The organism is Phyllobacterium sp. YR531 (assembly GCF_000282595.1).
Classification (GTDB): domain Bacteria; phylum Pseudomonadota; class Alphaproteobacteria; order Rhizobiales; family Rhizobiaceae; genus Phyllobacterium.
Genome location: NZ_AKIZ01000022.1, coordinates 534,403 through 558,832, shown reverse-complemented (window position 1 = coordinate 558,832; position 24,430 = coordinate 534,403). Strand labels below are relative to the sequence as shown.

The following is a 24,430-nucleotide window of genomic DNA, read 5'->3' as shown; positions in this document are numbered from 1 at the left end:
TGTAATCAATGGAGAAGTAAGCTGACCACAACGCCTCAATCAGGCCGATCAGCAATCCGCCGATCACGGCACCCGGCAGGGAGCCGATACCGCCAAGCACTGCTGCGGTGAAGGCCTTGACCCCGGGCGTGAAGCCATCTGTGAACGAAATCACCCCGTAGAACATCAGATACAGCGTACCAGCAACAGCAGCCAGCATTGCACCCATCACAAAGGTCATCGAGATTGTTTTATCAACGTCGATCCCCAAGAGTGAGGCCATTGTTCTGTCTTGCTCGCAAGAGCGTTGCGCCCTCCCCAGCGTGGTCTTGTTAACAAGGTACCAGAACGCTGCTAACAGGATCGCCGTGACGACAACAATAACCATCTGCTTGTAGGCGATTGTTATGTTGGTTCCATAGACGGTAATGCCTCCATCTACCATTGCGCGAATTGGTTTGTTACGAGGGCCTTGTGTGACCTGCACAAAGTTTGACAGTGCAATCGACATGCCGATCGCCGTAATCAATGGTGCCAACCGGAAGGAACCGCGCAGTGGACGGTAAGCAAGCCGCTCGATTGTCCAGCTCCACAGCCCGGTCAAAAGCATGGCGACAAGCATCATCAACAGCAGCGCCAGAACCACCGGAACGCCGCCGATAAATGTCGTCAATGCAAGAAAAACAATCATCGCCATGAAGGCGCCGAGCATGAACACATCACCATGGGCGAAGTTGATCATGCCGATGATCCCGTAGACCATCGTGTAACCAATGGCGATCAGGCCGTAAATAGAACCAAGCGTCAACCCATTGATTGTTTGCTGGATAAAGTACTCGACCACTACAATCCTCCCTTGCAGTTTGAGCGATGCAAGGGCCTCCTCAAGCCTCACACATCCCGTCCGCTAGCACCGCAAAGGGTGTTTGCGCGACGTAGGCTGATGTATGGGAGTGTAAAAAAACTGTCACGCGAGATTTATTGATGCATCTATCAATATTATTATAGGGTCTTACTTCTTCACGATTTTTTCCGCGAAATTTCTCATAACTTTCTTTTAATCGGTACTTTACGTAATATTCGCCAATCAATAATCAGAAAAATGTTGCTTCTCACGTTATCGGTTTTACAGCAAATTAGCGGAATCAGGGAGCCTGCAACTGGCAGGGCTCCCAAAGAAATGGATGTGACAGCGCGTTGGCAGGTAGTTTTAAATCTTGCTATGCCGCGATTGCCAGAAGGTCAACGCGGATGCCAACGCCAAAGCACCGAGCGTAGTTGCGAGCCCGATACCACTGTTACGCCAACCCCACTCGGATATCGCAGGGCTGGCGATAAGCGGAGATAAAAATTGACCGAGAAAGACTGAGCCCGTTAGAAGTGCAGCCGTCTTTCCCCGTCTGTTCGAAGGGGTTCCGTCAAGAGAAAGCGCGACAAACCCCGGAATGGCCAATGCATAACCTGCACCAATCATTGCACAACTGAAAAAGACTGCAATTCCCGCGTCAATTGTGACGAGGGACGCAAAGCCGCTAGCCATCAACCCGAACCCGCATGCCCAATTGCCCGCATATCCGACAGCATCGCGAATTCTTGGATAGTAAAACGCTGCCCCCGCCCCTGCCAGCATGAGTGTTCCCAGCGCAATACCTGTCACAACCGGAGAAGCATACCCTTTTTCTGAAAGAAAAAAGGGAAGCTGCGTCGGCATAACGAAGAACAGCATCGTTACAATCATTTGCCCAAATGCAAGCAAATATACGACGGGTCGAGAGCCGTTGACAGGCGGTGCAATGAGATCGTGTTCAGCTTCCGGGCGCAATGACGGATCTACAATCACGCGCCAGAAATATGGAAGAGCAAGCAGTGGTAATGCATACACTGCGAAAGGAAGCCTCGGCCCGATTGATGCAAGCAGCCCGGCAATAATGATGAAAACAAACCCGCCCAGGTTTCGGGCAGAGACCTGACTGCTCGAAACAACATGGAGGGCTTTGCCGGAAAAATAGTCCCCAAGCAACGCAGATTGCGCTGTCATAATCATGGCTAGCGCAATACCCAGACAGAGCCTGCTGAACATGATCAAGGGTAACGTCGGCAAGACAAGCCCGGCGCTTCCAGAGATGATAAATAAGATTAGCCCTGCTAACAGCATTCGCCGACGACCTGATCGGTCAGCAATTACACCGCACCAGGGCGCAACCAGCACGACTGCCAAGGACGGAGCCGGAACCAGTAGCTTGATGAGAAATGCGGAAGAAACATCGTCCGCAAACTGCCTTTCTAGGCCGGGTAGAGCCGGACTTATTGTGGCCGCTGTCATTACCGTAAGTGAGGCGGCCATCATAAGTGCTACCGCGCGCGGATCGCGGCGGACGGACAACCCCTCGAACTCATTGCTTATTTGCATTTTGCATCGTCTCCATTGCATTTTTAATCACAAGCGAGCACGATACGACTTCAAGTCAACTTGAGGTCAAGCATGAAATTTCTGGATATATCTGAAGTAGCTGCCGCAAGCGGGCTGCCTGCTTCAACCCTACGATATTATGAAGAACAGCAGCTCATTGCTTCAATTGGAAGACACGGCTTGCGACGCCAATATGAGCCGGAAGTTCTCAACCGGCTTTCGCTGATAAACATGGCGCGCGCTGCAGGATTTCCGCTGAGCGAAGTCGCGAAAATTTTTGGGCGGAACGACAAATTCGAAATTCCTCGCGAAGAATTACGTGCCCGCGCGGAGGCTTTGGAACAAAAGGCACTGGAGATAAAGGCTTTGGCCAATATGATGCGTCATGTTGCAGACTGTCCAGCGGCTTCACATTACGAATGCCCCACCTTTAGGAAGCTGTTGCGCATCGGCACGAAACATCAATCTCGTGCGCGCAGACAAAAAAAGAAGCACACCAGATAATGTACCAGAACCGAACTGGCGATTTCCTTGCGCCGAATTTCATAACAATATTATCTTCATCTGGACCTGCTTGTGTAGCGCGGGCCTTTATCTGAAACACTCATGACCACAACGTTGCTGTCACTCTTAGCAAAAAACGCCTTTAGCCGAACGAAGGGTTGCTTGTTGGCCTGATCTAACGTGAGAGGATGGTTCTTGGAATGCGGATAGCGGCCTTACAAGCACTCTGATTAAGAGCTTATTGTACGGCAGTTTTCACAACTGCCACCCACATAGGAAATCAATCCCGGATCATGATCAGTGGACCGATTTTGTAAGTCTGGACATTTAATGCCGTTCGCAGAAAACTCAGCGCGGCATCTGTGTCATTGACTGAAAGAGTTCCGCTGACGCGCCGGTTTGCCAAAGCGTTGCTGGCAATGACAATTCGCCCAGAAAAATGCCGCCCTATTTCCTCGGCGACGTAGGATAGCGGTGCATTGTCTACGGAGAGCTGACCACGCCTCCATGCCAGCGCGGTATCACTGTCGATTTTTCGCGCCGGTCCAATACCTGTCGCGGCGCTCCACGAGACCTGCTCACCCTCGTTTACCTCCACATGCTGCTGGGAACCATTCCGCGGCTCCACAACCACCGCGTGTTGGGTAACCGTCACATCGGTTTCCGTATCTCCGGCGCGAACATCGAAAGCGGTACCAAGTGCCGTGACACGTGTATTCTTCGTTTCGACGGAAAACGGACGGTGAGCATCAGCAGCGACCTCAAAAAATGCCTGGCCACGCAGAAGCCGAACAATGCGGCGATTGAAATCATAATCAAATGCAACAGCCGACGAAGCATTAAGCTGTATCTTCGATCCATCTTCCAATGTCATCAGAGGCATCTCGCCAGCGGCAGATATTAGATCGGCTCGAAGTCTCATGGGCCCATCAAACATAAAGAACAGCGATCCAAGCGCCATCACTGCAACAGCGGAGGAGACGACGGCTGTTACCTTGTTTGTCGGTTTGATCTTGAGATCACGCAATCCGCTGTCAGACTGGATCGCAAGGCTGGCATCACCAAGCAGTGTTTCCGCCGCTTTGTATATGCGGCCATTTTCCGGATCATCATGCCAACGCCGAAAAGCAGCCTTTTCCGTATCGGTTTGCGCAGTTTCCCGATTGCGCAAGAGCCAATCGGCAGCCTCCTGATTGCGCTTGCGTTCGACCGATGTCAGTTGTTTGCGTGCCAATGATTGCTCCGGGTTCTTTGCCATCTTGTCTAATAGACGAATAAGGCGAGCGACTCGGGACTCTTTACTCCATTTCCAGCAGACTATCGAGACAATGGCTAAGAGCCCGTCTCAAATGCCGGTCCACCATATTGCGCGAGATGTTAAGGCGTATGGCGATTTCATCGGGGGAGAGATGGTGGAGGCGATGCAGGATGAACGCAGCGCGGCGGCGGTTTGGCAGTTCTGCAATTGCCCTTTTCAGAACCGTGAGGCGTGCCCGTATATCAAGCACCACATCTGGACAATCGCTACTTGCGCAAACTGCACTGGCTTCTTCTTCGGTGCCGGAGAAAAGTCGCATCTCGAACTGCTGACGTCGAAAACGGTCAATTCCCAGATTGATTGCCGCCCGACATAAAAAACCTCTCAGCGAGCGTGTACCCTTGAGCACATCGGGTTGCATTGCCAGCTTGAGATAAAGATCATGAACGACCTCGCGCGCAACACTTTCAGAATGTCCACCGCGCCCTACGGCTGCGATCATATCGGTATAATGCGCCTGTATCGCCCGATTGAGGAGATCCGCACCCTCGATTTGATCAAAATGAGATGTCGGAATTCCCATTATTTCAGCAGCCTTTTAGCAAACGGGATAGACATCTCTAGTTCAAAAATCCGCATGAATGGAATGGGCCCGAGCATCGCTCCGATAACAATACTATATTACTCATATTTTAATGAAAGTCTCAAATCTTTTTCGAAAATTGCACAACAGAACTGCGCGTCGCCACCGGCAATATGGTGGCCGATAAAGACTTGGTTATTCACACTGCGGAATTATGACGTCCCCATAACAGCCATGCGAGAAACGGCGCACCAATCAGGGCAGTCACCACCCCCGCAGGAAGCTGTGCGGGCGCTATAAGTGTGCGCCCCACCACGTCCGCTGCCATCAGCAACGGCCCGCCGATCAGCGCGGAAACCGGAAGCAATCGGTTATGATGCGGCCCCACCAGTTTTCGCGCCAGATGGGGCGCTATAAGCCCTATAAAACCCACCAGCCCCACAGCAGCAACGGTAGCACCGGAAATGAGCGTACAGAGCAGGATCAAAAATCCGCGGGTGAAATTTACGCGCTGGCCGAGACTACGGGCTGCCTCGTCCCCGAGACGGATCAGGTCGAGTTGCCTGCTGGCAATCACGGAAAGCCCCATCGGCACGGCAAGCCATAGTGCAAGAGTTCTAACTTTGCTCCAATCTGCACCGTAAAGGCTTCCGGAAAGCCAGATCATAGCGCGTTGAACATCGTTGACGTTGCCGAACGCCGTTAGAAAACTCGTACCTGCGCCCGCAAGTGAGCTCAGTCCAATTCCGATGAGTATGATGCGCAGCGACGAAGTTCCGTTCCTCCATGCAAGCAGGCAGACGGCCGCTGCCATGATTGCAGCTCCGGTAAATCCCGCCCAGGACAACAGAACCAAGGAACCGGGAAAGACAACCGTGACCAAGGTTACTGCTAGTGCCGCACCGGCATTGATCCCAAGAATGCCAGGTTCAGCCAAAGGATTGCGCATGATCGATTGTGTCATGGCACCGGCAGTTGCAAGGGCCATACCCGCCAGCATTGCCAGAACAACGCGGGGCAGACGCAACTCGAGAACAATCATTTCGATCTCGGCAGAGGCATCACCAGACACAACGTTGACCAGTTCTGACCAATCGACAGACTGTTCACCCCATATCAGCCCCGCAAAAAACAGACCTGCAAAAAGCGGGATGCAGAGCCAGGCAAACCGGATCATGCCCCTGCTCTCAATCGATAGCGTGCAAGCCAAAGGAAGAAAGGTGCGCCGATTATTGCCATTGTGACACCTGCGGGAAAGTTCTGGGAGGCGAAAAGAACGCGCCCTGCCATATCGGCAAAAACCAGGAGTAAAGCGCCGCCCAAAGCACTGAACGGTATGATCCAGCGATAATCGACCCCAATGATCATTCGCACAATGTGAGGAACAACGAGCCCGAGGAAGCCGACAGGTCCTGCGAGCGATACCGCTCCTCCAGCTAGAAAAACGACAATACCCATGGAAATACCGCGCCAGAAAACAGGGTTCTGCCCGAGCGATTGCGAAACTTCAGTACCAAGGCTCAAACTCATGAGATGCTGGCGAAGCGGAAGTGAAGCAATCAGACCTAGGACAATATACGGCGCTACAAGGCGAACCTGCTCCATGGTTCGCCCCGAAAGTGAGCCGATTGTCCACAGGCGGACAGCATCAAGTGTTGTTTCGTCAAAAATAAGCACTGCCGTTGTCAGTGACATGAGAAAGGTGCTGACGACCGCTCCGACCAATACCAGCTTCAGCGGTGTTGCTCCCTGTCTGCCAATCAGGCCGAGTAGCAACACTATAGCAGACGCGATGGCAGCACCGCCAAAGGCAAGCCAGACCGATGTGCTGCCCAAGCTGGTACCGAAAAGGCTCATGCCGGCAACCACTGCGAGGGCAGCTCCAGCATTGACACCAAGAAGTCCCGGTGACGCCAACGGATTGCCGGTCACCGACTGCATGATCGCGCCGGAAACCGCGAGCGCACTTCCAACGAGCAGGCCTGCAAGCACTCGCGGGAGACGGATCGACATAACCAGCAGGTGCTCGCGCGATCCGTCAAACCAGAAAATGGCATCCCATATGGTTACAAGCGATATATGCTTTGTTCCGAGCGTGACGGCCCAAGCCGATATAGCAATGACAACACAGAAAAGCAGAAAGAGGTAGAAAAACCTCTTTCTGCTGGTCAGTGATACACTGGTCCGCGCAACGACCACACTCTTGCTGCGGATCATTGATCTGCCAGAATATAACGCTCGATATCGTCGAGTATCCGGTTAGCGGAACCAATGCCGTGAAAACTCTGCCAAGGTCCCCGGTCCACGCGGAAAGCGCGGCCATTTTGCACCGCGGGCAGAAGTTGCCAGAGCGGGTTGCTGATGACCTCTTTTTCAAGGGCATCATCCGGACCGCTTTCAAAGCCGCTAGCCGAAACATAAAGCAGAATGTCACCATCAAGATTGGCAAGTTCTTCCCAATCCGGGCGCTTGACGATCGTGCCGTCTGTTACGGTTTCATAGGCTGTGCGTTTTACACCGGCTTCGTGCAGCACCGAAAATGGCGCATAGGCCGACGGCCCATCCAGAAAGACAACGAACCGGTCCGGGGCTAGCCGGACTGTCGAAACAATCACGTTCTTCATCCGCGCGCGGATTGAGTTGACACGAGCATGGTATTCATCGAGAGCCTTCTGCATCACACCGGTCCGGCCGGTTATCTCGGCCAATAGCTGCAAGTGCTTCTTCCAGTCCATATGCCAAATAAGCACCGTTGGAGCGATCTGCGACGCGCTCTTATAAATCTGTCCATGCGCTTCTGCGCTTCCGATAATAAGGTCTGGTTTCAATACGGCGAGGCGTTCAAGACTAGGTTCCTTCGGATTGCCCAGATCCTCCATCTTTTCGCGTCTGACCACAGCCAGAACTTCCTGATCATGAATGCCCATATAGGGGGTGGCTGCCACCGGTACTTTCATCTCGATGAGCAAACCCAATGTCAGGAGCGGGTCGAGAACCACAATCCGCTTTGCCTGCATGGGCACACAGACCGGCTTGTAAACACCTTCGGATATGAGCTTCCCGCTGCATGCTGTTTGAGCAGAGGATATGGGCGAGAGCAGAAGGAAAACGAGGAGAAGACAGAACCGCAAAACCAAAATCCATTTCGAAGGGTTGATAAAACGGCGCTGCGGGAATTACCCCCGCAACCCGTATGTCAGAACTTCGTCCTGATGTTCAGGCCGAAAGCACGCCTTTTGCCGGCCTGGCCGAAGGGCAAGGCAGCATCCGGATCGACGACAGTGAAGTACTTTTCGTCAGTGAGGTTCTCCACGAAGGCCGTAAGCTCCCAATTATCCTTCTTGAAGCCGACCTGCGAATTCACGAGGAAACGGGAATCGATCTTGTACATTCCCTTGGTGCCGAAGCGTGAATTGGACTCACTGGTATATTTTGCATCCGCACCGACATAGACCCCGTTCTGGAATTCATATCGACCACCAAAGCCGAATGACCATTCCGGCGCTTCCGGAAACGACTTACCGGACTGGTCTTCAGGAAGTGCTGTATGGTTGAATTCGAGGAATTTGGTGTTCAGATATCCAATAGATGCGAATGCGGAAAACTGATCGGTCACCTGATAAGTCGGCTCAATTTCAAAACCCCAACTACGCGAAGATGCCGCATTTCTCGTTTCCCGATAGCCCGGCAAATCCGGACGAGGGCGGATTTCAATCTGCTGGTCATCATATTTTGTATAGAAAAGGTTGGCATTGAGCGTTAACCGGTCATCCAGCAGAGTGCCTTTATAGGAAAGCTCATAGCTCTGTGAATACTCGGGATCATAGGTAACAACTTTGAAATTTGGCGGTGTCTGCCGGTCAATATATGAACCGCCTGAACGGAAACCCTGTGTATAGGTTAGCCCGACCGTATGATTGTCACCAAACTCCTTCGACAACCCAACCTTCGGAATGAAATTCAACTCGTCGAAGGATGCTGGCTCACCGGTAAAGACGGGCGGGCCGGGGAACGCGACAAAAGAGTTCTTTTCAGTATTAGTCTCCTTCAGATAATCCAGCCTTCCACCTAAAGTTGCAAACCAGGTGGGAGCGAACTCATAGGTAGCTTCACCGAACACTGCCAGGTTCGACGTTTTACGATTCTGGTCATCGTCGAGCTGGTAAATCACGCCGGGCATAGCGTCAGGATACGGCTCCGCTACAAAACGCGAAGCACCATCGTATACTTGCCGACTCCCGAAGATACCGGCAACCCATTTCCAACGTTCGGCTTCATAGTTGAGGCGAAATTCCTGCGTGAATATCCAGTCATCATCCGTACCCCAGATTCCGGTGTCGTAACCGGGTGTACCTGCATCGACAGAACTCCGGTTGTTAATACCATATTGGAAGCCGGTTTGCGAGGTAAGGCGCAAAGCATCCGAAAAGTCATGCGTAACTTCGAGGCCCGCATTGTGAACCTCGGTCCAGCGGAATTCCGTGTAGGTATCAGGATTGTTGTTGAAATCCCCGCGCCCACTGTAAAGACCTACAAGCCGGTCATTGGGACGATCCTTTGAATAGGAATAGGTAAGAAGTGCACGGGTGTCCGGCAGTTCTGTTGGAGTTATAAGCAGTTTTGCGCGGATGTTTCCGCTTATATCCGTGATGAGGTCGTCATACCCGGCATAATGATCGAAATTCGAATAGGTAACATCCGCGTCGGAACGCTCGTAAGAGCCGGAAATGCGCAGCGCGACCTGATCTGTGACGAGAGGCGTGTTGACGACAAAAGCACCGCCCGCGAGATCATCGCTGCCAACAGTTCCCGAAAGCTCGAACTCCCGTTCGAACACTGGGTCCTTTGTTTTGATGTAAATCGCCCCTGCCAGAGCGGAGCGACCCGATAGGGTCGATTGCGGCCCGCGATAGACTTCAACCTGTTCAACGTCCCAGAGATTTCTCGCCCCGAAACGCGCATTGTAGCGGGTCTGGAGAATACCATCGACATAGAGAGAGCCAGCCGGACCACCGGACGGCACAAAACCTTCAGAACTCATGCCGCGAATAACAAATCCGGAATTGACCGTCGCGCTGTCCTGCACGTTTGCAAGACGCCGGTAGACATCCTGAGTATATCTGATCTGGCTATCCTCAATCGCCTCGGCGCTCACCACACCAACACTTGCGGTCGTCGCATTGAGCGTAGTGGCATTGCGCGCGCCATAAATTGTAATCGGATCGAGCAGGATCGAATCTTCACCGGCATTGACGCTCACCGGACCAGCCGGGGCAGCACTCACACTGAGCAGAACCTGATTACTACCGGCAAAGCGAGCACTGATGTCTGTTCCGGCAAGGATCTTGTCAAGAGCCTGTGCCGGTGTAAAATGTCCATTGGCACCGCGTGTGGATTTGCCATTTGCAACCGAAGCATCAAAAAGTATCTGCAATCCTGTTAGAGACGCGAGGCGATTAAGTGCCGGAGTCAGCGGCCCGGCAGGTATGGAGACTGACTGCGCTGCTATTACAGGCCGGCCTGTTTCCTGCGCCACTGCAGATGGCACCATGTGCAGGATGGCTACCGCCCCTAATAGAATGGAACGCAATTCTTTCGCGTTGTACCTTATTGTCCCCGCACCCGATAATTTTGCAAACATGGAAGTCCCCACTCCAGCGACGTTCAAGGCGTCACGATCACGACAAACAAGCGGCGAAATTATTCCCGCTTGTCCTGAAGACGACCCGGCGCACCCGTTTGGGACTCTTGTTGTTAAAAAATTACAGCATCGAGGAGATTGAGAGGCACCACCGCGACTCGGTTGCAGAAAATCAGCGCATAATCGACGTAGAATGGAGCTCAGAGATTGAGATGATCATCCAGGTTGGATGGAAGCCGGAAATAAAGCACCATATCGCACATACAAAAGGAACATGAGAAAAGCCGCGGCAATTTTTAGTGACGAGTGCTGAGCATATTGCTTGGTGACCGCTGCCAGTAAAATTCCAAGCAATATGACAATGCCACCGTTGGCGGTGGTAAGGCCGGTTATGGCCAGCCCCGCACTGGATATGCCCAAAGCGGCGGCCACCGTTGTTCTTGCAGTCGAAAATGTCGCTGTTCTGGAGGTACTGAACATTGCTTGAAAACTTGGTAAAGTAAGGCAAATAACCAAACTGAGCAAAAATGGCACAAGTTGATACATAGCCATCTTATGCCCCCGGCCTGTTTGCGATGTGCTGAATTCCGGCTTTCAGTGAAGTGCGCGTGTTCCGTGCGCGGAAGGGAATTTCTGTGCGCCCCGCGGGCAGCCCTGGAACTACAGACCCCTCTACCCCAATTTGATCAAGTTGGTAAATTTCGTCGCGTAAGCGGCGATTGCCAGCAGGATCACTCAGTTCCATTCGGACAATGTTCTTGCCCTTTCCCAAAAAGCCAACAATGCGGTCAACCATTTTTCCAGCAGACTGGTCAGCGGTAAGTCTGAGTGCCTCACGTCGCGCCAACTCCAGCATCCCATGAGGTATTCGCGCTCCATAAAGAACGACGTCAGCAGCCTGCAACGCACGAATGGCCTTTAACGTCAGCAGTTCGGGATCGCCCGGTCCGGCAAGAACGAAGGTAATCTTGCCACAGCGCATGGCGGGGGCGCCCCCCTTTGCGGCAGCCGCAAGTAGGTCCGGCAGCGCACGCTCATCTGGAGCTCCGGCAAAGACGCGATCGACAAACCCTTCCCAGAAACGTCGGCGGGATTGCCCTGTCTCCAGCCACTCGTTTATTTTCCCGCGTAATGATTGGGCCATTGCCGCCCAAAGCTGTAGGGAATCAGGCAGTATCGCTTCAATTCTGCGCCTAATAGCCTGAGCAAGAATGGGCGATGCACCGTCCGTCGATATCGAGACGATTACAGGCGAGCGATTGACGATTGACCCAAATTGAAACTGGCAGAATGCCGGCTTGTCGATAATGTTCACGGGAACGCCCGCTGCAATGCCCGCGTCGAGAAAAAGCCTGGCATCGTTCTCATTTTCAAAGTCACCAACCGCCAGCGAGGCCCCTGCTAAATCTGCAATCGTGCAAGCTCGCGCATGATGAATATAGGTTGGCCGCTTCGATCCTGGAGAACTACAGACAAGGTGTGTAAAGCTATCCGATAAGGTATCGGCGTGGATGTGCACAACCGCGCCGCATGCCGCCAGCAATTCGGCTTTCCAGGCTGCCGCATCCGATCCTCCGGCAACGATGACACGTTGTCCTTCCAGATTCCAGAATATCGGCAATTTTGCCAAATGGGATACCCGAGGCATCATGTGCGTCTCCTCTGGTTCATTCAGCGGCCACCGCATTGCATCCATCAATGATCCCCCTGATTTCGGTTCGGCAGGAACCGCAATTGGTTCCTGCCCCAGTCGCTGCCCCAACAGCAGCTACGGTGGTGCACCCACTGCGAACGGCTGAAATGATCTGGTTTACACCGACACTAAAACAGGAACAGACGCTGGCTCCCGGGTCAGCGCTTGTGTCTCCAGGGCGGCCTGCGATGATTGAAAAGCGCTTTGATAAATCCGCGTGAGAACACGAGAGCTGTTCAATCATCCAGCTCCGCGCCACTACCACTGGTTTGGTTGCTGTAAACAGGGCCGCCAGCAGTTTGCCCTCGTCGAAAAATGCCAAGCGGAAATCGCCCGATTGCCTGTCGTGATAGCCCAACGGTTCGATACCTGCCGGAATGCCGAACGTTGCACGCGCCCATTGCGTCCAGTCAGCAGTTTCATTGTCGGCGAATTCGATCCGCCATCCGCCTTGCGCCTTTGCCAATGCCCAATAGGCGAGATTAATATTCATCGGCTTTGCCGTGGAAACCGCAAAGCCATAGCTTGCAACGGCAAATTTTCGTGCCACCACAGTGCCGGTTTTCAGTGCTGGCTGCCCCGAAATGGGGTCCACAAGAGGAGCTACCAAAGTGTCGACACGGGCCTTGGCAGCAAAATTATCATTCCAATGCATAGGCACAAAAACACTGCCGCGCATCTGCCGGTTTGTCACCGAAGCCCTGACGATGATCGTGCCATATGTGCTCTCCAGTTCCACAAGGTCAGCGCTTGCAACTCCAAGGTCTTCGGCATCGCTGGGGTGGATTTCCGCAAAAGGCTCGGCAATATGAGCTGCAAGCCGAGCGCTTTTACCGGTACGTGTCATCGTATGCCACTGATCCCGTATACGGCCGGTATTGAGTGTCAGCGGGAAAAGATTTCCAGTCCTTTCGCTCGTTTTTGCCTGCACTGCGATAAATCGTGCCTTCCGGTCAGGGTGAAAGAATCCACCATTTCCGAAGAATCGTATTGTCTGATCTGATGCTGCTCGCGGTTGCGGCCACTGCACCGGCGCTAGCGTTTCATAGGTTTTTTTGTCGATTTGCGCGTAGGCACCAATATCAAAATCGCGCGTACCCCGGTTTTCGTAAGCAGAAAGAGCGGCATGTTCGGCAAATATTTCTTCAGGTGATTCATACTGAAAAGCAGCTCCGAACCCCATTTTTCGACCCACTTGAGCCAATTGCCACCAGTCCGCTTTGGCATCACCGGGCGCGGATAGAAATGGCCTCTGACGGGAAATTCTTCGCTCGGAATTGGTGACAGTTCCGTTTTTTTCTCCCCATCCAAGGGATGGCAGCAAGACATGTGCGTGGCGGCTTGTATCGGTTTGAACGATGTCAGATACAACGACAAACGGGCAAGCTTTGATGGCTGCCTTGACAGCATCTGCATCAGGCATGGATACGATGGGGTTGGTCGCCATGATCCAGATTGCTCGTATTCGACCGTCTGCCACCGCCTGAAACATATCCACCGCCTTCAAACCCGGTTTGGAGGCAATGTCTGGTGAATTCCAAAAAGACCGTACCCTGTTGCGGTCTTCAACACTCGCAATCGACATGTGAGCGGCGAGCATATTGGCCAGCCCGCCGACCTCGCGTCCCCCCATGGCATTTGGCTGGCCCGTCAGCGAAAACGGCCCCATGCCGGGGCGCCCGATGCGACCAGTTGCCAGGTGGCAATTGATAATTGCGTTTACCTTGTCCGTTCCCGAAACGGATTGGTTCACGCCCTGGCTATAGCAGGTGACAGTTTTTTGCATTCTCTCAAAGAGCGTAAAGAAGGCACCGAGTTGCCGCTTATCCAAGCCCGTTTTATGAACCAGATCAGCCATGCTTAATTGACGCGCAGCGTTAACGGCGGCCATGAACCCACTCGTGTGGGTGTCTATATATTCCTGATCAATCGCTGACGTTCCTGCCAAAAATCCAAGCAGGCCCATAAACAACGCAACATCCCCATCCGGGCGGATAGCAAGGTGCATATCGGCAATATCGGCTGTCATGGTCCTGCGTGGATCGATGACCACAATCTGCATCTGCGGCCGCGTCGTTTTGGCAGCAATCAGCCGCTGGTAAAGAACAGGATGGCACCACGCCAGATTGGACCCTGTAAGAACAACAAGGTCCGCAAGTTCCAAATCCTCATATGTCCCGGGAACGGTATCTGAACCGAATGCACGCATGTGACCTGCAACTGAAGAGGACATGCACAGACGTGAATTGGTATCGATGTTGGCTGAACCGATAAATCCTTTCATCAGCTTGTTTGCGACGTAGTAATCTTCGGTGAGCAGTTGTCCTGAAACGTAAAAGGCGACGCTGTCGGGACCGTGCTGCCGGACAGCCTCGGAGAAACGACTGGCTACCAAGTCCAATGCGTCGTCCCAACTTGCATTTCTTCCCGAGACTTGAGGCCGGAGCAATCGTCCTTCGAGATCAACAGTCTCGCCAAGAGCGGAACCCTTCGAGCAAAGGCGCCCGAAATTGGCAGGATGCAGGGGATCACCCTTGATGCCGATGGTTCCGCTCTCCTCCTTGGTGGCGAGAACGCCGCAACCCACTCCGCAATAAGGGCAAGTGGTGCGGGTCATGGTTGGTTCATGATTCATCATTCTGCTGCAACAGCCGTCGTTTCCAGATGAGCAAGAATGCTGGTACCATCCAGCTTGAGCGGGATGGTTCGGACACTACCCTCATCCGCACCCAGTGCTTTGCCTGTTTCCAGCGAAATGACCCAGTTATGCAGGGGGCATGTAACCGATGCGCCGTGCACGATGCCCTGGCTTAAAGGGCCTCCTTTGTGCGGACAGTGGTCGTCAATGGCAAAGACCTGATCTTCCATTGTGCGAAAGACCGCAATCTTGCCTTGTGGGGTCATGACGCAGCGGGCACCGCGGCGGGGAATGTCGTTTATCGAGCCTATGGTAATCCAGTTGCTCATCGCCTTACTCCGCTGCCTGTGCATAGCCAATCGTTGCCATTGGCCGGAACTCATGTTTGTCCAAGCCCGATACGCGTTCGGACCAAGGATCTACCTGCGCGAATTTCTGGCTGAAAACGAACCTTTCAAAAAACGCCTTGCGCTTTTCCGCGTCATTCATGATCTGGCGGCGGATCTCTTCTATGCCTACGCGCTTGGCCCATTTATAAATACGCTCCAGATAACGGGCCTGCTCGCGATACATTTGTGTAAGAGCTACAACGTGCTCCAGCGCCTCGTCTTCCGTCCTGACGAGACCGAGCACTTCTGTACCCTTGATATCGAGACCTGCTGCACCGGCGAAATGAATTTCATAACCGGAATCCACGCAGATAATTCCGATGTCCTTGCAGGTGGCTTCCGCACAGTTTCGAGGGCAGCCGGATACGCCCATTTTAAGCTTGGCCGGAGTCCATGACCCCCACATGAATTTTTCGATACGGATACCCAAGCCGGTTGAATCCTGCGTACCAAAGCGGCACCAGTCGGTCCCGACGCAGGTTTTGACGGTACGCAGACCCTTCGCATAGGCTTGACCCGATACGAAGCCGGCTTTGCCAAGATCGGCCCAAACTGCGGGCAGGTCTTCTTTCTTGATTCCCAGCATATCGATACGCTGGCCACCCGTTACTTTAACAGCAGGAATTTCGAATTTGTCGACAACGTCGGCTATTGCGCGCAACTCTGTTGAATTCGTCATTCCGCCCCACATACGGGGAACCACGGAGTAGGTGCCGTCCTTCTGGATATTCGCGTGTACCCGTTCATTGATGAAGCGCGACTGATAGTCATCGGCATATTCATCCGGCCAGTCCGAGACCAGATAATAGTTCAACGCCGGGCGACATTTGGCACAACCGCAGGATGTCTTCCATTGAAGCTCCTGCATCACTGCGGGGATGGTCTTCAAACCCTTGGCTTTGATCAAGCGGCGTACATCATCATGACCAAGATCAGTGCAGCCGCACATTGGTGTAACGGCTGACGGATTGTACTTGTCGCCCAATGAAAGGGTCAGCAGTTGCTCGACCAGGCCTGTACAACTGCCGCACGAAGCGGATGCCTTGGTATGCGCACGAACATCATCAAGGGACAGTAGCCCTTTGGACGTGATGGCGCCTGTAATTTTTCCTTTGCATACGCCGTTGCAGCCGCAGATTTCCGCATCATCCGGCAAGGCTGCAACGGCCGCCATAGGGTCCAGAGGCGACCCTCCCTGATAGGATTGGCCAAAAATCAGGGTTTCGCGCATTTCCGAAATATCGGTACGTTTTTTGGTCAGATCATGAAACCACGCACCATCGGATGTTTCACCATAAAGCACGGTTCCGATGATCCGGTCGTTCTTCAGGACAAGGCGCTTGTAAACGCCGGCGGCTGCATCGCGCAGTACGATCTCCTGCCGGTCGTCGCCCTCGCCAAGATCGCCGACAGAAAACAGATTTATGCCCGTAACTTTCAGTTTGGTCGGGGTTTCGCTATGGACAAAGGCTGCACTGGTATCGCCAGCCAGTTGTGCAGCAACGACGCGCGCCATTTCGTATAATGGGGCGACAAGGCCGTAACATTGTCCACCAACCTCGGCGCATTCGCCGATGGAATATATACCGGGCTCCGAGGTGCACATGCCGGCATCGGTAACAATGCCCCGATTGATCTCCAGTCCTGCATCTTTGGCCAAAGCTCCGTTTGGCCTTATTCCCACTGCCATGACAACCAGATCAGCAGGCAAAATCGTACCGTCGGCCAGAACGACGCCCTCAACCTTGCCGTTGCCAATAATCTCCTTGGTATTGGCTTTTGTAATAACCCTGATACCACGTGCCTCGACGGCTTTCTCAAGCAGGTAACCGGCAGCAGGATCAAGCTGCCGTTCCATCAAGGTCGGCATGACATGCAGTACGGTCACTTCCATGCCGCGTGAAGCAAGGCCAGCAGCAGCCTCCAGCCCAAGTAACCCGCCACCAATCACGATGGCTCTTGCTCGCGATTGTGCTGCAAGCAGCATGGCATTGACATCGTCGAGATCGCGATAGGTCAGGACGCCGGGAAGGTCTTTCCCCGGCAGCGGCAGGATAAATGGGACCGAACCAGTTGCGATGAGAAGCTTGTCATAGGATTCCGTGGTGCCTGCATCGGAGGTGACAGTCTTTGCTTCGCGGTCAATGTTGACGACCGTGTGGCCCTTATAGAGAGTGATGCCATGCTTGATGTACCAGCCATCACCATGGATAATGATTTCTTCAAACTCCTTCTCTCCGGAAAGCACCGGCGAAAGCATGATCCTGTCGTAGTTTACCCTGGGCTCCGCATTGAAGATAACAATCTCATAGGCGTCGGGTGCCAACTCCAGCAGGTGCTCCAGCGCGCGGCCCGGTGCCATGCCGTTGCCGATGACGACTAGTTTCTGTTTGAGCGCTGTCATTATGCGGCCTCCACAAGACGATGACGTTCGTACAAGAATTTCATCACTGATGAGCGGCAGCGGATATAAGGCGCATCCGTAGCCAGCTCGATGCGACGACGCGGTCGTTCAAGCGGCACTTCAAGTATCTCACCGATTTTTGCCGACGGGCCATTGGTCATCATCACGATGCGATCTGAAAGGAGAACCGCTTCGTCTATATCGTGCGTGATCATCAGCACTGTATTTGCAAGCTCTGCATGGATCTGCATCACCTGATCCTGCAAGTGTGCACGTGTCAGCGCGTCAAGCGCACCGAAGGGTTCGTCAAGCAAGAGAACTTTTGGTTTCATTGCCAATGCGCGCGCAATGCCCACCCGTTGTTTCATGCCGCCGGATATTTCCGATGGACGCTTATCCTTGGCATGTACCATCTGCACAAGTTCAAGATTACGCATTGTCCATTCATGCCGCTCAGCGCGGCTTTTCGTCGGAGAAAATACTTTATCGACCGCCAGCTTCACGTTCTCATAGGTTGTAAGCCAAGGCAGGAGAGAATGGTTCTGAAAAACGACGGCCCTATCCGGCCCCGGCGTATCGACGACATCACCCTCCAGAAATACGACGCCCCGTGTGGCCCGTGTAAGACCTGCAACAATATTAAGCAGTGTCGATTTTCCGCATCCGGAATGGCCGATGATTGACAGGAACTCTCCTTTCCCGACCGTAAGCGAGACTTGATTGAGCACCTGTGTTGTTGCACCGCCACGGCTGAACACCATGTCGATCTGCTCAAGTGAAAGATAAGGTTTTGCCATGATGAATTCCTCAGGCGCTTGCCGTGTTGCGGGTGACAGCCTTGGCGATGAAGGCAATTAGACGATCAAGGAGATATCCGACGATACCGACATAGATGAGCGCCAGGATGATGTCGCTGATGCGCGAGGAGTTCCACGCATCCCAGATGAAGAACCCGATTCCCACCCCGCCGATCAGCATTTCCGCCGCGACAATCGCCAGCCAGGAAAGTCCGATGCCGATGCGAAGACCCGTAAAAATGTAGGGCGCTGCCGCCGGGATCATGATCTTTGCAAAGTACTCAAGCTGGTTAAGCCGCAGTACCTTCGCTACGTTCTGGTAGTCCTGCGGAATATTGCGGATACCGACCGCGGTGTTGATGATGATTGGCCATATGGCAGTAATGAAAATTACAAAGATCGCTGATGGATTACCGTCTTTAAACGCTGCCAGAGACAAGGGCAGCCAGGCGAGCGGCGGGACGGTTCGCAGAACCTGAAAGATCGGATCGAGCCCGCGCATGGCCCATTCGCTTTGACCAACAAGTACGCCAAGCGCAATGCCTGCAAACGCAGCGAGACAATATCCGAGCGCAACTCTCTTGAGGCTTGCGAAGACATGCCAAAACAATCCCTGATCGACACCCTGTCCAACGTAGAACGGATGAACGATGAGTTCCCAGGTCTCGGAGACAACGCGCGATGGCGGCGGGACACTTGCGGTTGGAGAAGAACAGACAATCTCCCAGAATATCAGGAGGAAAAGGAGTGTAACCAGTGGCGGAAAGACATGCGCTGCCGCCGATGAAAGCCACTGAGGCAGCAATCTGCGTACAGGCTTGTGCGCAGAAACGGCAAGCGTCACGACTTCCCCTTGTGCTTTTACGGGTTGAACGAGTTTCGTTGGAACGGAGCTGACAGACATACCTGTCTCCTTAAGCAAAACGTTTGATGTCGAGGCTTGCGAGATAGGTCTGAGGATTTTCGGGGTCGAAAACTTTGCCGTCGAAGAATATTTCGATACCGCGCGATTTGGTTGCCGGGATATCTGCCGCTGCTACGCCAAGCTCAGACGCTGCCGCTCTCCAGACGTCTTCGCGGTTTACTTGTCCAACCAGCGCTGAAATATCAGTATCCGGGGCAAATTTTCCCCATCGCATGTTTTCTGCAAGGAACCACTTTTCGTGACTCTGAAACGGGTAGGAGGCGTGATCTCTCCAGAATTTCATGAGGTGGGGACTGGCAGTTTCCTTACGCCCGGAGCCGTAATCATAATCGCCCTTAAGCCGCCCCGCTATGTCCATCGCAGGGACGTTAAACCAGGCACGCTTGCCAACTATAGCTGCCAGCTCGTCTTTGTTGGTCATCTCGTCTGCCCATTGCTGGGCTTCCATGATTGCCATCAGGAGGGCCTTTGTTGCGATGGGATTCTTTTCCACCCAATCGGCCCGCATGGCGAAAGACTTTTCAGGGTGTTTAGCCCAGATTTCGGCAGTATTGACGGCGGTATAGCCGATCCCCTGATTCACAAGCTGGGCGTTCCATGGTTCCCCGACGCAGAAGCAGTCCATGGTGCCGACCTTCATATTCGCAACCATCTGAGGCGGCGGAACGACGATCGTTTCAACGTCCTTATCCGGATCAATCCCCCCCGCCGCCAGCCAGTATCTCAACCAGAGGTCATGGGTGCCACCCGGGAAAGTCATTGCAGCTTTGGCCGCGTTCCCTTCAGTCTTCTTTTTGGCAAATGCTTCCTTCAGAGCGCCGGCATCTGTTCCAGCCTTGATCTGCGCATAAGCAGAGCCAACCGAAATGGCTTGAGCATCCAGATTAAGCCGGGCTAAAATGACCATAGGTAATGGCAGATTGTTTTGGGTAATCTTGCCCGTACTTATGAGATAGGGCATGGGCGTCAAAATATGAGCGCCATCTATGCCGTTACCTTCTGAGCCGAGCACAAGATTGTCCCGCGTTGTTCCCCACGAAGCCTGTTTGACAACCTCGACATCCGGCATCCCGTGCTTGGCGAAGAAACCTTTCTCCTTTGCGATAATGAGTGGTGCGGAATCTGTGAGGGCAATAAAACCGAGAACAGCTTTTGTCGTTTCAGGCCCTGCACCGGCAGCAAGAGCACCACCCGGAAACATCGACTTTGCAACTGACAACAGGGTCAGCGCAGCACTAGCTTTCAGGAATTTGCGTCGCGCTATCGTATTCGAATTTTTCTGATCCATAAGCTTCCCCTGCAAATCGGCCGTTAAAGGTTGGTCGAAAAAAAACGTCGCTGGATCATGCGCATTCCCGGTAAAACCGTTGAAATGAACTGAGCCAAGCGACGTCTGTGTCTTTTGAAAGCACCCGATATGGTGCAAGCGGTTCCTGTCTTCATTGACGGAACATAATTATCAAAGCAAGTAGCGTGCCAATTGTGTATAATAATATTAAGTTATTGATTATAAAATAATTATTTTGAGAGCGATGATTTCTATGAAAACAGGTGCGCTAAAACTCTGGTCATTCCAGATGCAGGGTTTGTAGAAACTTTGTGCGATGCACAATTAATGAGCAGGAGTTCTGACTCACCTATGCGGTGTCGCTCACATCCATACTTTGCAAATAGCTTGGGATATTGGCAGGGTCAAACACGGCGCCGTCAATGAAAGCATCGGCGAGGTTGCTTCCTTCCACGCGTGTGTCATTGGCCGGAATATCGGTGCGGGACCCTATTGCGCGGCGGTACAAGTCTGGTCGAAAGGCGGCGCCCGCCTGGTCAGCAAGCGATTGGCTGTAGCTAACCTGGCCCCAGCGTGCCATTTGACTGAAAATCCATTGGGCTTGGCTGACCCACGGAAAATTCGCCGCATCGCGATGGAAATTGAAATAGTCGGGAACCGTGCGCTCGGTTCCATCCGGGTCGATAGTGAAGTGACCAAGCAGAACACGGTGCAGGATTTCGAACGACACATCGAGATAATTGGGTCCCGACAATATCAGGGCGAGTTCACGGCGGTTTTCCGCTTGATCGCACCAGTGGGCTGCCTGATCCAGTGCAACAATCAGACGCAAAGCCGTATCGGAATTTTGATCAAACCAATCCGGTCGCATGCCTATGACCTTTTCCGGACTGGACGACCAGATGTCTTCCTTTACCGCAACAATGCAGCCAACGCCGCGCGATACTGCCACCATATTCCAGGGCGCACCAACACAAAATCCATCAATAACTCCGGCAGATAACGCATCCGATGTCATGGGTGGCGGAACGACGACCAGCCTGACGTCGTGATCAGGGTCGATGCCTCCGGCTGCCAGCCAGTATCGCAATTCATAATTATGCGATGAAAAAGGATAAGTTATGCCCAGCGTCAATGGTTCCAATCCCTCATCGCGGCGAGCCTGGATTGCGGCTTTCAATGCCTTTGCATTTGCCAGCGCATCCTGTTTGCCGGACAAGTCCGCCATTTGTTGCATTCGCCTGTATAGAGCAAGGGAAAGCGTGATTGCGTTCCCCCCGCGTCCAAGAATAAAAGGCGTGATAACGGGTGACGGGTTGGAGCCCAGACCAAGGCTGGATGCAACCGGCATTGGCGCCAGCATGTGCGCAATATCGAATTGCCGGAAAGCCAGTCGATCACGGATGTTCGCCCATGATACGTCCCTTGTCAGATTGAGCTGGATACCCTCCCGTGCCGCAAATCCAACTTCGGAGGCGGCAACCAGAACTGAAGCGTCGACCAAAGGAATGAACCCTGCCCGAACCAGCTTCGACCCTGGACGGGCAATATTGGCTGGCGCGGCCAGTCCACCTTTATCAATTCCGGTGCCGATGAAACTCATCGCTATCCTTCCCAGGTTCCTAAAAGTGCGGCGGCTGTAACAACGCTTTGCGCGATGTCCGCAATCTTCCGCTTTTCATTCATCGCCGTTTGCCGCAACAATGAATAAGCTTCGTTTTCCGACATGGAGCGGGATTTCATCAGGACGCCCTTGGCGCGATCAATGATTTTCCGCTCTTCAAGGGCGCCCTTCGCCTCCGCCAGTTCCTGTTGTAACCGGCTGAATGCCTTGAACCTGCTGACAGCCATATCAAGAATGGGCTTTACCCGCTCCTTCTTGAGGCCATCAACGACATAAGCGGAGACGCCGGCGTCGACTGCCGCCTCAATGGATGAACTATCGGAGCGGTCTACAAACATGGCAATTGGCTTGCGTACCGAGCGTGTCAGCTGAAAAAGGTGCTCAAGCATGTCACGGTTCGGCGTCTCAATATCGATGACAATAACATCGGGACCAATGACTTCTATCTGCCGGGCCAAACCGTCGATTTCATGCAGTACAACAACTTTATTGTGCCCTGCCTCTCGCAATCCTTCCTCGATAATTGAGGCGCGGATACGATTTTCGTCGAAGATCATTATGGACAAAACAGTGTTCATGCCTAGATTTTGCGCATGCACGATTATTGTGCAATGCTACATTAGGACACACCAAATGTGATTGTTAGGTCGAACGGCTTCTCCGCAAAGCAAACGACGCGAAGAGCCTTTATCAAGATCGTGATACAGAAATTCTCAGCATTATTTCTGATAGACAAAAGCTTTGTTCAGAGACATAGTTCTGTCTGTCATATGGGCAGGTTGGGGGACCTGTTCGTCATGCGAAGGCACGTACCTCTGCGGGCAACGAACATCCCTGCTCTGCCGCTACAGCAGATGAGGGTTGACATGTCATCTCAGGACAATATGCCGTGGTCTCAAGAAGAGATTATGATTTGCCTGCGTTATTTCCCCCAACTTGACGTCATTCAAAAGAAGCTGAAGTTCCGCAGTGCAACTTCGGTTCATTACAAATGCAGGTATCTCGGCCTGTATGGTCATTACCGTCACAATTGGACCATGGAAGAAGATCTTCTTTTGAAAGAGCTTTTTTCGTATTGCTCATGGATACACCTTCTTGAAGCTTTTCCATTTGCAACGCAAAGCATGCTGCAGAACCGCGCAAACAAGATCGGCATATACCGGCAGCACGCACGCAGGGCACGAAAAGATGATAAAACCGGGTCCGTCAGCGTTAATGCAGCGGATGAGTAAAAGAAGATCAACAGGCGCAATGAGAGCCTAAGAAGTTTGATTTCCACTTTCATAAAGGCTGCCTTTCTCTGCGGAGTTGGCATGCGCGAGAAACCTTAGTTTTCAGAATTGGCCTTCAGCAATGAGCCAAAAGACAGGCCCCGAAGGGCCTTATCTCCGGACACAATTATGCTGCGAGTGCCTCGAACTGGTATTTGAGGGAATAAGCTTTCGTTGATGCAAACAGACCTTGCTGCTTTCGCATCATGTGGATGAGCTCAATACCAGCCAGTGTGATACTGGCTGCGGTTTCGGACTTGAAAGCCCAGCATAGATCGAATCCGATGTTTGATGCGTCGATAATCCTGCTCAACGATGTTGTTCATGTATTTGCTGGAGCGGATGGTGATGAGCTTACCAGCCTGTTGCAGTCGGCTTGCCGCATCGCATTGGGTGATTGCCATACGATTGGTTTGACTGCCGTCAATTGTAATGCGCTCTGGTCTGCCATGGCGGGCCAAAGCCTTGCGCATGAAACGTTTGGCAGCAGCTAAGCCGCGCCCTCTGCTAAAGAAAAACTCCACTGTAGCGCCATTGCTGTCAATGGCGCGGCACAGATACATCCATTCGCCTTTGATCTCGACGTACGTTTCATCAAAATTCCCTTTGCACGTGACTTGGCGCTCCCTACAGTTAAAGCGTTCAAGCAGTTGTGGACTGAAATGCAATGCGATGCACCGTCGAGTAATCTATCTCAATGCCGCGCTCGGCCATTATCTCCTTCAAATTGCGCAGGCTTAAATTGTAAGCGAGATACCATCTCACGCAGAGCAGGATTACTGACTTATCGAAATGGCGGCCTTTGAACATTGAAAATACTCAGCTTTTCAAAGCCAGAAGAGTAGCACTCACTTCATTGACAGAGAGTTTGCAACAGAATCGTGCATTGTCATTATAAATTCATTCTCGGATCCATCACCACGGGTTGCAGCCTAGTGCAGAGCCGAGGAGTTGAGGCTTATTTGAGAGGAAATCAAATTTCACTTCCGAAAGCAGATTAGCAAACCATTTCTTTTTTAGAGATAG

20 protein-coding genes and 1 pseudogene are annotated in these 24,430 nt (G+C 52.8%); 2 read left to right on the top strand and 19 right to left on the bottom strand.

Going from position 1 to position 24,430, the window contains the following annotated elements:
* Both PMI41_RS16135 and PMI41_RS16130 read right to left on the bottom strand, forming a co-directional pair.
* A partial coding sequence (locus tag PMI41_RS16135) for a branched-chain amino acid ABC transporter permease (protein ID WP_008126568.1) occupies nt 1-823 on the bottom strand: 823 nt, incomplete at its 3' end.
* A gap of 366 nt (nt 824-1,189) precedes the next feature.
* The gene (locus PMI41_RS16130; protein ID WP_008126567.1) at nt 1,190-2,389 is read right to left on the bottom strand and encodes an MFS transporter; all 1,200 of its coding nucleotides are present in this window, start codon (nt 2,387-2,389) and stop codon (nt 1,190-1,192) included.
* Between the two features lie 72 nt (nt 2,390-2,461).
* Between PMI41_RS16130 and PMI41_RS16125 the strand changes: the two genes are divergently transcribed.
* Nucleotides 2,462-2,893 carry a helix-turn-helix domain-containing protein gene (locus PMI41_RS16125; protein ID WP_008126566.1) on the top strand — a complete coding sequence of 144 codons (432 nt, stop codon included), beginning with the start codon at nt 2,462-2,464 and terminating at the stop codon, nt 2,891-2,893.
* Between the two features lie 280 nt (nt 2,894-3,173).
* Here the strand turns inward: PMI41_RS16125 and PMI41_RS16120 are convergent, their stop codons facing one another.
* The 16 genes from PMI41_RS16120 to PMI41_RS16045 form a co-directional block, all read right to left on the bottom strand.
* On the bottom strand, nt 3,174-4,127 hold the full coding sequence (locus PMI41_RS16120; protein ID WP_008126565.1) for a FecR family protein: 954 nt from the start codon (nt 4,125-4,127) through the stop codon (nt 3,174-3,176).
* A 64-nt stretch (nt 4,128-4,191) separates the two neighbouring features.
* Nucleotides 4,192-4,734 (bottom strand): RNA polymerase sigma factor, encoded by a 543-nt coding sequence (locus PMI41_RS16115; protein WP_008126564.1) that lies wholly within the window; start codon nt 4,732-4,734, stop codon nt 4,192-4,194.
* A 199-nt stretch (nt 4,735-4,933) separates the two neighbouring features.
* A complete protein-coding gene (locus PMI41_RS16110) occupies nt 4,934-5,911 on the bottom strand; it encodes an iron ABC transporter permease (RefSeq protein WP_008126563.1) in 978 nt (325 codons plus the stop codon).
* Nucleotides 5,908-6,951: an iron ABC transporter permease gene (locus PMI41_RS16105; RefSeq protein WP_008126562.1), complete on the bottom strand. Its 1,044-nt coding sequence runs from the start codon at nt 6,949-6,951 to the stop codon at nt 5,908-5,910. Before PMI41_RS16105 ends, PMI41_RS16110 begins: the two co-directional genes overlap by 4 nt.
* A complete protein-coding gene (locus PMI41_RS16100) occupies nt 6,948-7,865 on the bottom strand; it encodes an iron-siderophore ABC transporter substrate-binding protein (protein WP_040855422.1) in 918 nt (305 codons plus the stop codon). The genes PMI41_RS16105 and PMI41_RS16100 overlap by 4 nt, the downstream gene beginning before the upstream one ends.
* Before the next feature lie 65 nt (nt 7,866-7,930).
* Nucleotides 7,931-10,375, bottom strand: a complete 2,445-nt coding sequence (locus PMI41_RS16095) for a TonB-dependent receptor (RefSeq protein WP_008126560.1) — start codon at nt 10,373-10,375, stop codon at nt 7,931-7,933.
* Nucleotides 10,376-10,591: 216 nt separating this feature from the next.
* Nucleotides 10,592-10,927: a hypothetical protein gene (locus tag PMI41_RS16090; RefSeq protein WP_008126559.1), complete on the bottom strand. Its 336-nt coding sequence runs from the start codon at nt 10,925-10,927 to the stop codon at nt 10,592-10,594.
* Between the two features lies 1 nt (nt 10,928).
* Nucleotides 10,929-12,026: an NAD(P)-dependent oxidoreductase gene (locus tag PMI41_RS16085; protein ID WP_008126558.1), complete on the bottom strand. Its 1,098-nt coding sequence runs from the start codon at nt 12,024-12,026 to the stop codon at nt 10,929-10,931.
* Nucleotides 12,027-12,042: 16 nt separating this feature from the next.
* Entirely contained in the window at nt 12,043-14,685 is a 2,643-nt protein-coding gene (locus tag PMI41_RS16080; protein ID WP_040855416.1) for a nitrate reductase, read from the bottom strand.
* A 17-nt stretch (nt 14,686-14,702) separates the two neighbouring features.
* Nucleotides 14,703-15,035: a nitrite reductase small subunit NirD gene (gene nirD / locus PMI41_RS16075; protein ID WP_008126556.1), complete on the bottom strand. Its 333-nt coding sequence runs from the start codon at nt 15,033-15,035 to the stop codon at nt 14,703-14,705.
* Between the two features lie 4 nt (nt 15,036-15,039).
* Nucleotides 15,040-17,499, bottom strand: a complete 2,460-nt coding sequence (gene nirB, locus PMI41_RS16070) for a nitrite reductase large subunit NirB (RefSeq protein WP_008126554.1) — start codon at nt 17,497-17,499, stop codon at nt 15,040-15,042.
* A complete protein-coding gene (locus PMI41_RS16065; RefSeq protein ID WP_008126552.1) occupies nt 17,499-18,296 on the bottom strand; it encodes an ABC transporter ATP-binding protein in 798 nt (265 codons plus the stop codon). Before PMI41_RS16065 ends, nirB begins: the two co-directional genes overlap by 1 nt.
* Before the next feature lie 10 nt (nt 18,297-18,306).
* A complete protein-coding gene (ntrB, locus tag PMI41_RS16060) occupies nt 18,307-19,200 on the bottom strand; it encodes a nitrate ABC transporter permease (protein ID WP_008126551.1) in 894 nt (297 codons plus the stop codon).
* A gap of 10 nt (nt 19,201-19,210) precedes the next feature.
* Nucleotides 19,211-20,509: a CmpA/NrtA family ABC transporter substrate-binding protein gene (locus tag PMI41_RS16055; protein ID WP_040855414.1), complete on the bottom strand. Its 1,299-nt coding sequence runs from the start codon at nt 20,507-20,509 to the stop codon at nt 19,211-19,213.
* 349 nt (nt 20,510-20,858) lie between these two features.
* Entirely contained in the window at nt 20,859-22,112 is a 1,254-nt protein-coding gene (locus PMI41_RS16050) for a CmpA/NrtA family ABC transporter substrate-binding protein (protein ID WP_008126547.1), read from the bottom strand.
* Between the two features lie 2 nt (nt 22,113-22,114).
* Nucleotides 22,115-22,711: an ANTAR domain-containing response regulator gene (locus PMI41_RS16045; protein WP_040855097.1), complete on the bottom strand. Its 597-nt coding sequence runs from the start codon at nt 22,709-22,711 to the stop codon at nt 22,115-22,117.
* Nucleotides 22,712-22,831: 120 nt separating this feature from the next.
* Here PMI41_RS16045 and PMI41_RS16040 point away from each other — a divergent pair, with 120 nt between their 5' ends.
* A complete protein-coding gene (locus PMI41_RS16040) occupies nt 22,832-23,365 on the top strand; it encodes a hypothetical protein (RefSeq protein WP_157179411.1) in 534 nt (177 codons plus the stop codon).
* Nucleotides 23,366-23,531: 166 nt separating this feature from the next.
* Here PMI41_RS16040 and PMI41_RS16035 read toward each other — a convergent pair.
* A pseudogene (locus PMI41_RS16035) lies at nt 23,532-24,214 on the bottom strand (IS6 family transposase).
* Nucleotides 24,215-24,430: the final 216 nt, after the last annotated feature.

Coding starts and splice junctions, on each gene's coding strand:
- PMI41_RS16130 (WP_008126567.1), bottom strand. CDS start 2,389: ATGCAAATAAGCAATGAGTTCGAGGGGTTGTCCGTCCGCCGCGATCCG.
- PMI41_RS16125 (WP_008126566.1), top strand. CDS start 2,462: ATGAAATTTCTGGATATATCTGAAGTAGCTGCCGCAAGCGGGCTGCCT.
- PMI41_RS16115 (WP_008126564.1), bottom strand. CDS start 4,734: ATGGGAATTCCGACATCTCATTTTGATCAAATCGAGGGTGCGGATCTC.
- PMI41_RS16110 (WP_008126563.1), bottom strand. CDS start 5,911: ATGATCCGGTTTGCCTGGCTCTGCATCCCGCTTTTTGCAGGTCTGTTT.
- PMI41_RS16105 (WP_008126562.1), bottom strand. CDS start 6,951: ATGATCCGCAGCAAGAGTGTGGTCGTTGCGCGGACCAGTGTATCACTG.
- PMI41_RS16095 (WP_008126560.1), bottom strand. CDS start 10,375: ATGTTTGCAAAATTATCGGGTGCGGGGACAATAAGGTACAACGCGAAA.
- PMI41_RS16090 (WP_008126559.1), bottom strand. CDS start 10,927: ATGGCTATGTATCAACTTGTGCCATTTTTGCTCAGTTTGGTTATTTGC.
- PMI41_RS16085 (WP_008126558.1), bottom strand. CDS start 12,026: ATGATGCCTCGGGTATCCCATTTGGCAAAATTGCCGATATTCTGGAAT.
- PMI41_RS16080 (WP_040855416.1), bottom strand. CDS start 14,685: ATGACCCGCACCACTTGCCCTTATTGCGGAGTGGGTTGCGGCGTTCTC.
- nirD (WP_008126556.1), bottom strand. CDS start 15,035: ATGAGCAACTGGATTACCATAGGCTCGATAAACGACATTCCCCGCCGC.
- nirB (WP_008126554.1), bottom strand. CDS start 17,499: ATGACAGCGCTCAAACAGAAACTAGTCGTCATCGGCAACGGCATGGCA.
- PMI41_RS16065 (WP_008126552.1), bottom strand. CDS start 18,296: ATGGCAAAACCTTATCTTTCACTTGAGCAGATCGACATGGTGTTCAGC.
- ntrB (WP_008126551.1), bottom strand. CDS start 19,200: ATGTCTGTCAGCTCCGTTCCAACGAAACTCGTTCAACCCGTAAAAGCA.
- PMI41_RS16055 (WP_040855414.1), bottom strand. CDS start 20,509: ATGGATCAGAAAAATTCGAATACGATAGCGCGACGCAAATTCCTGAAA.
- PMI41_RS16050 (WP_008126547.1), bottom strand. CDS start 22,112: ATGAGTTTCATCGGCACCGGAATTGATAAAGGTGGACTGGCCGCGCCA.
- PMI41_RS16045 (WP_040855097.1), bottom strand. CDS start 22,711: ATGAACACTGTTTTGTCCATAATGATCTTCGACGAAAATCGTATCCGC.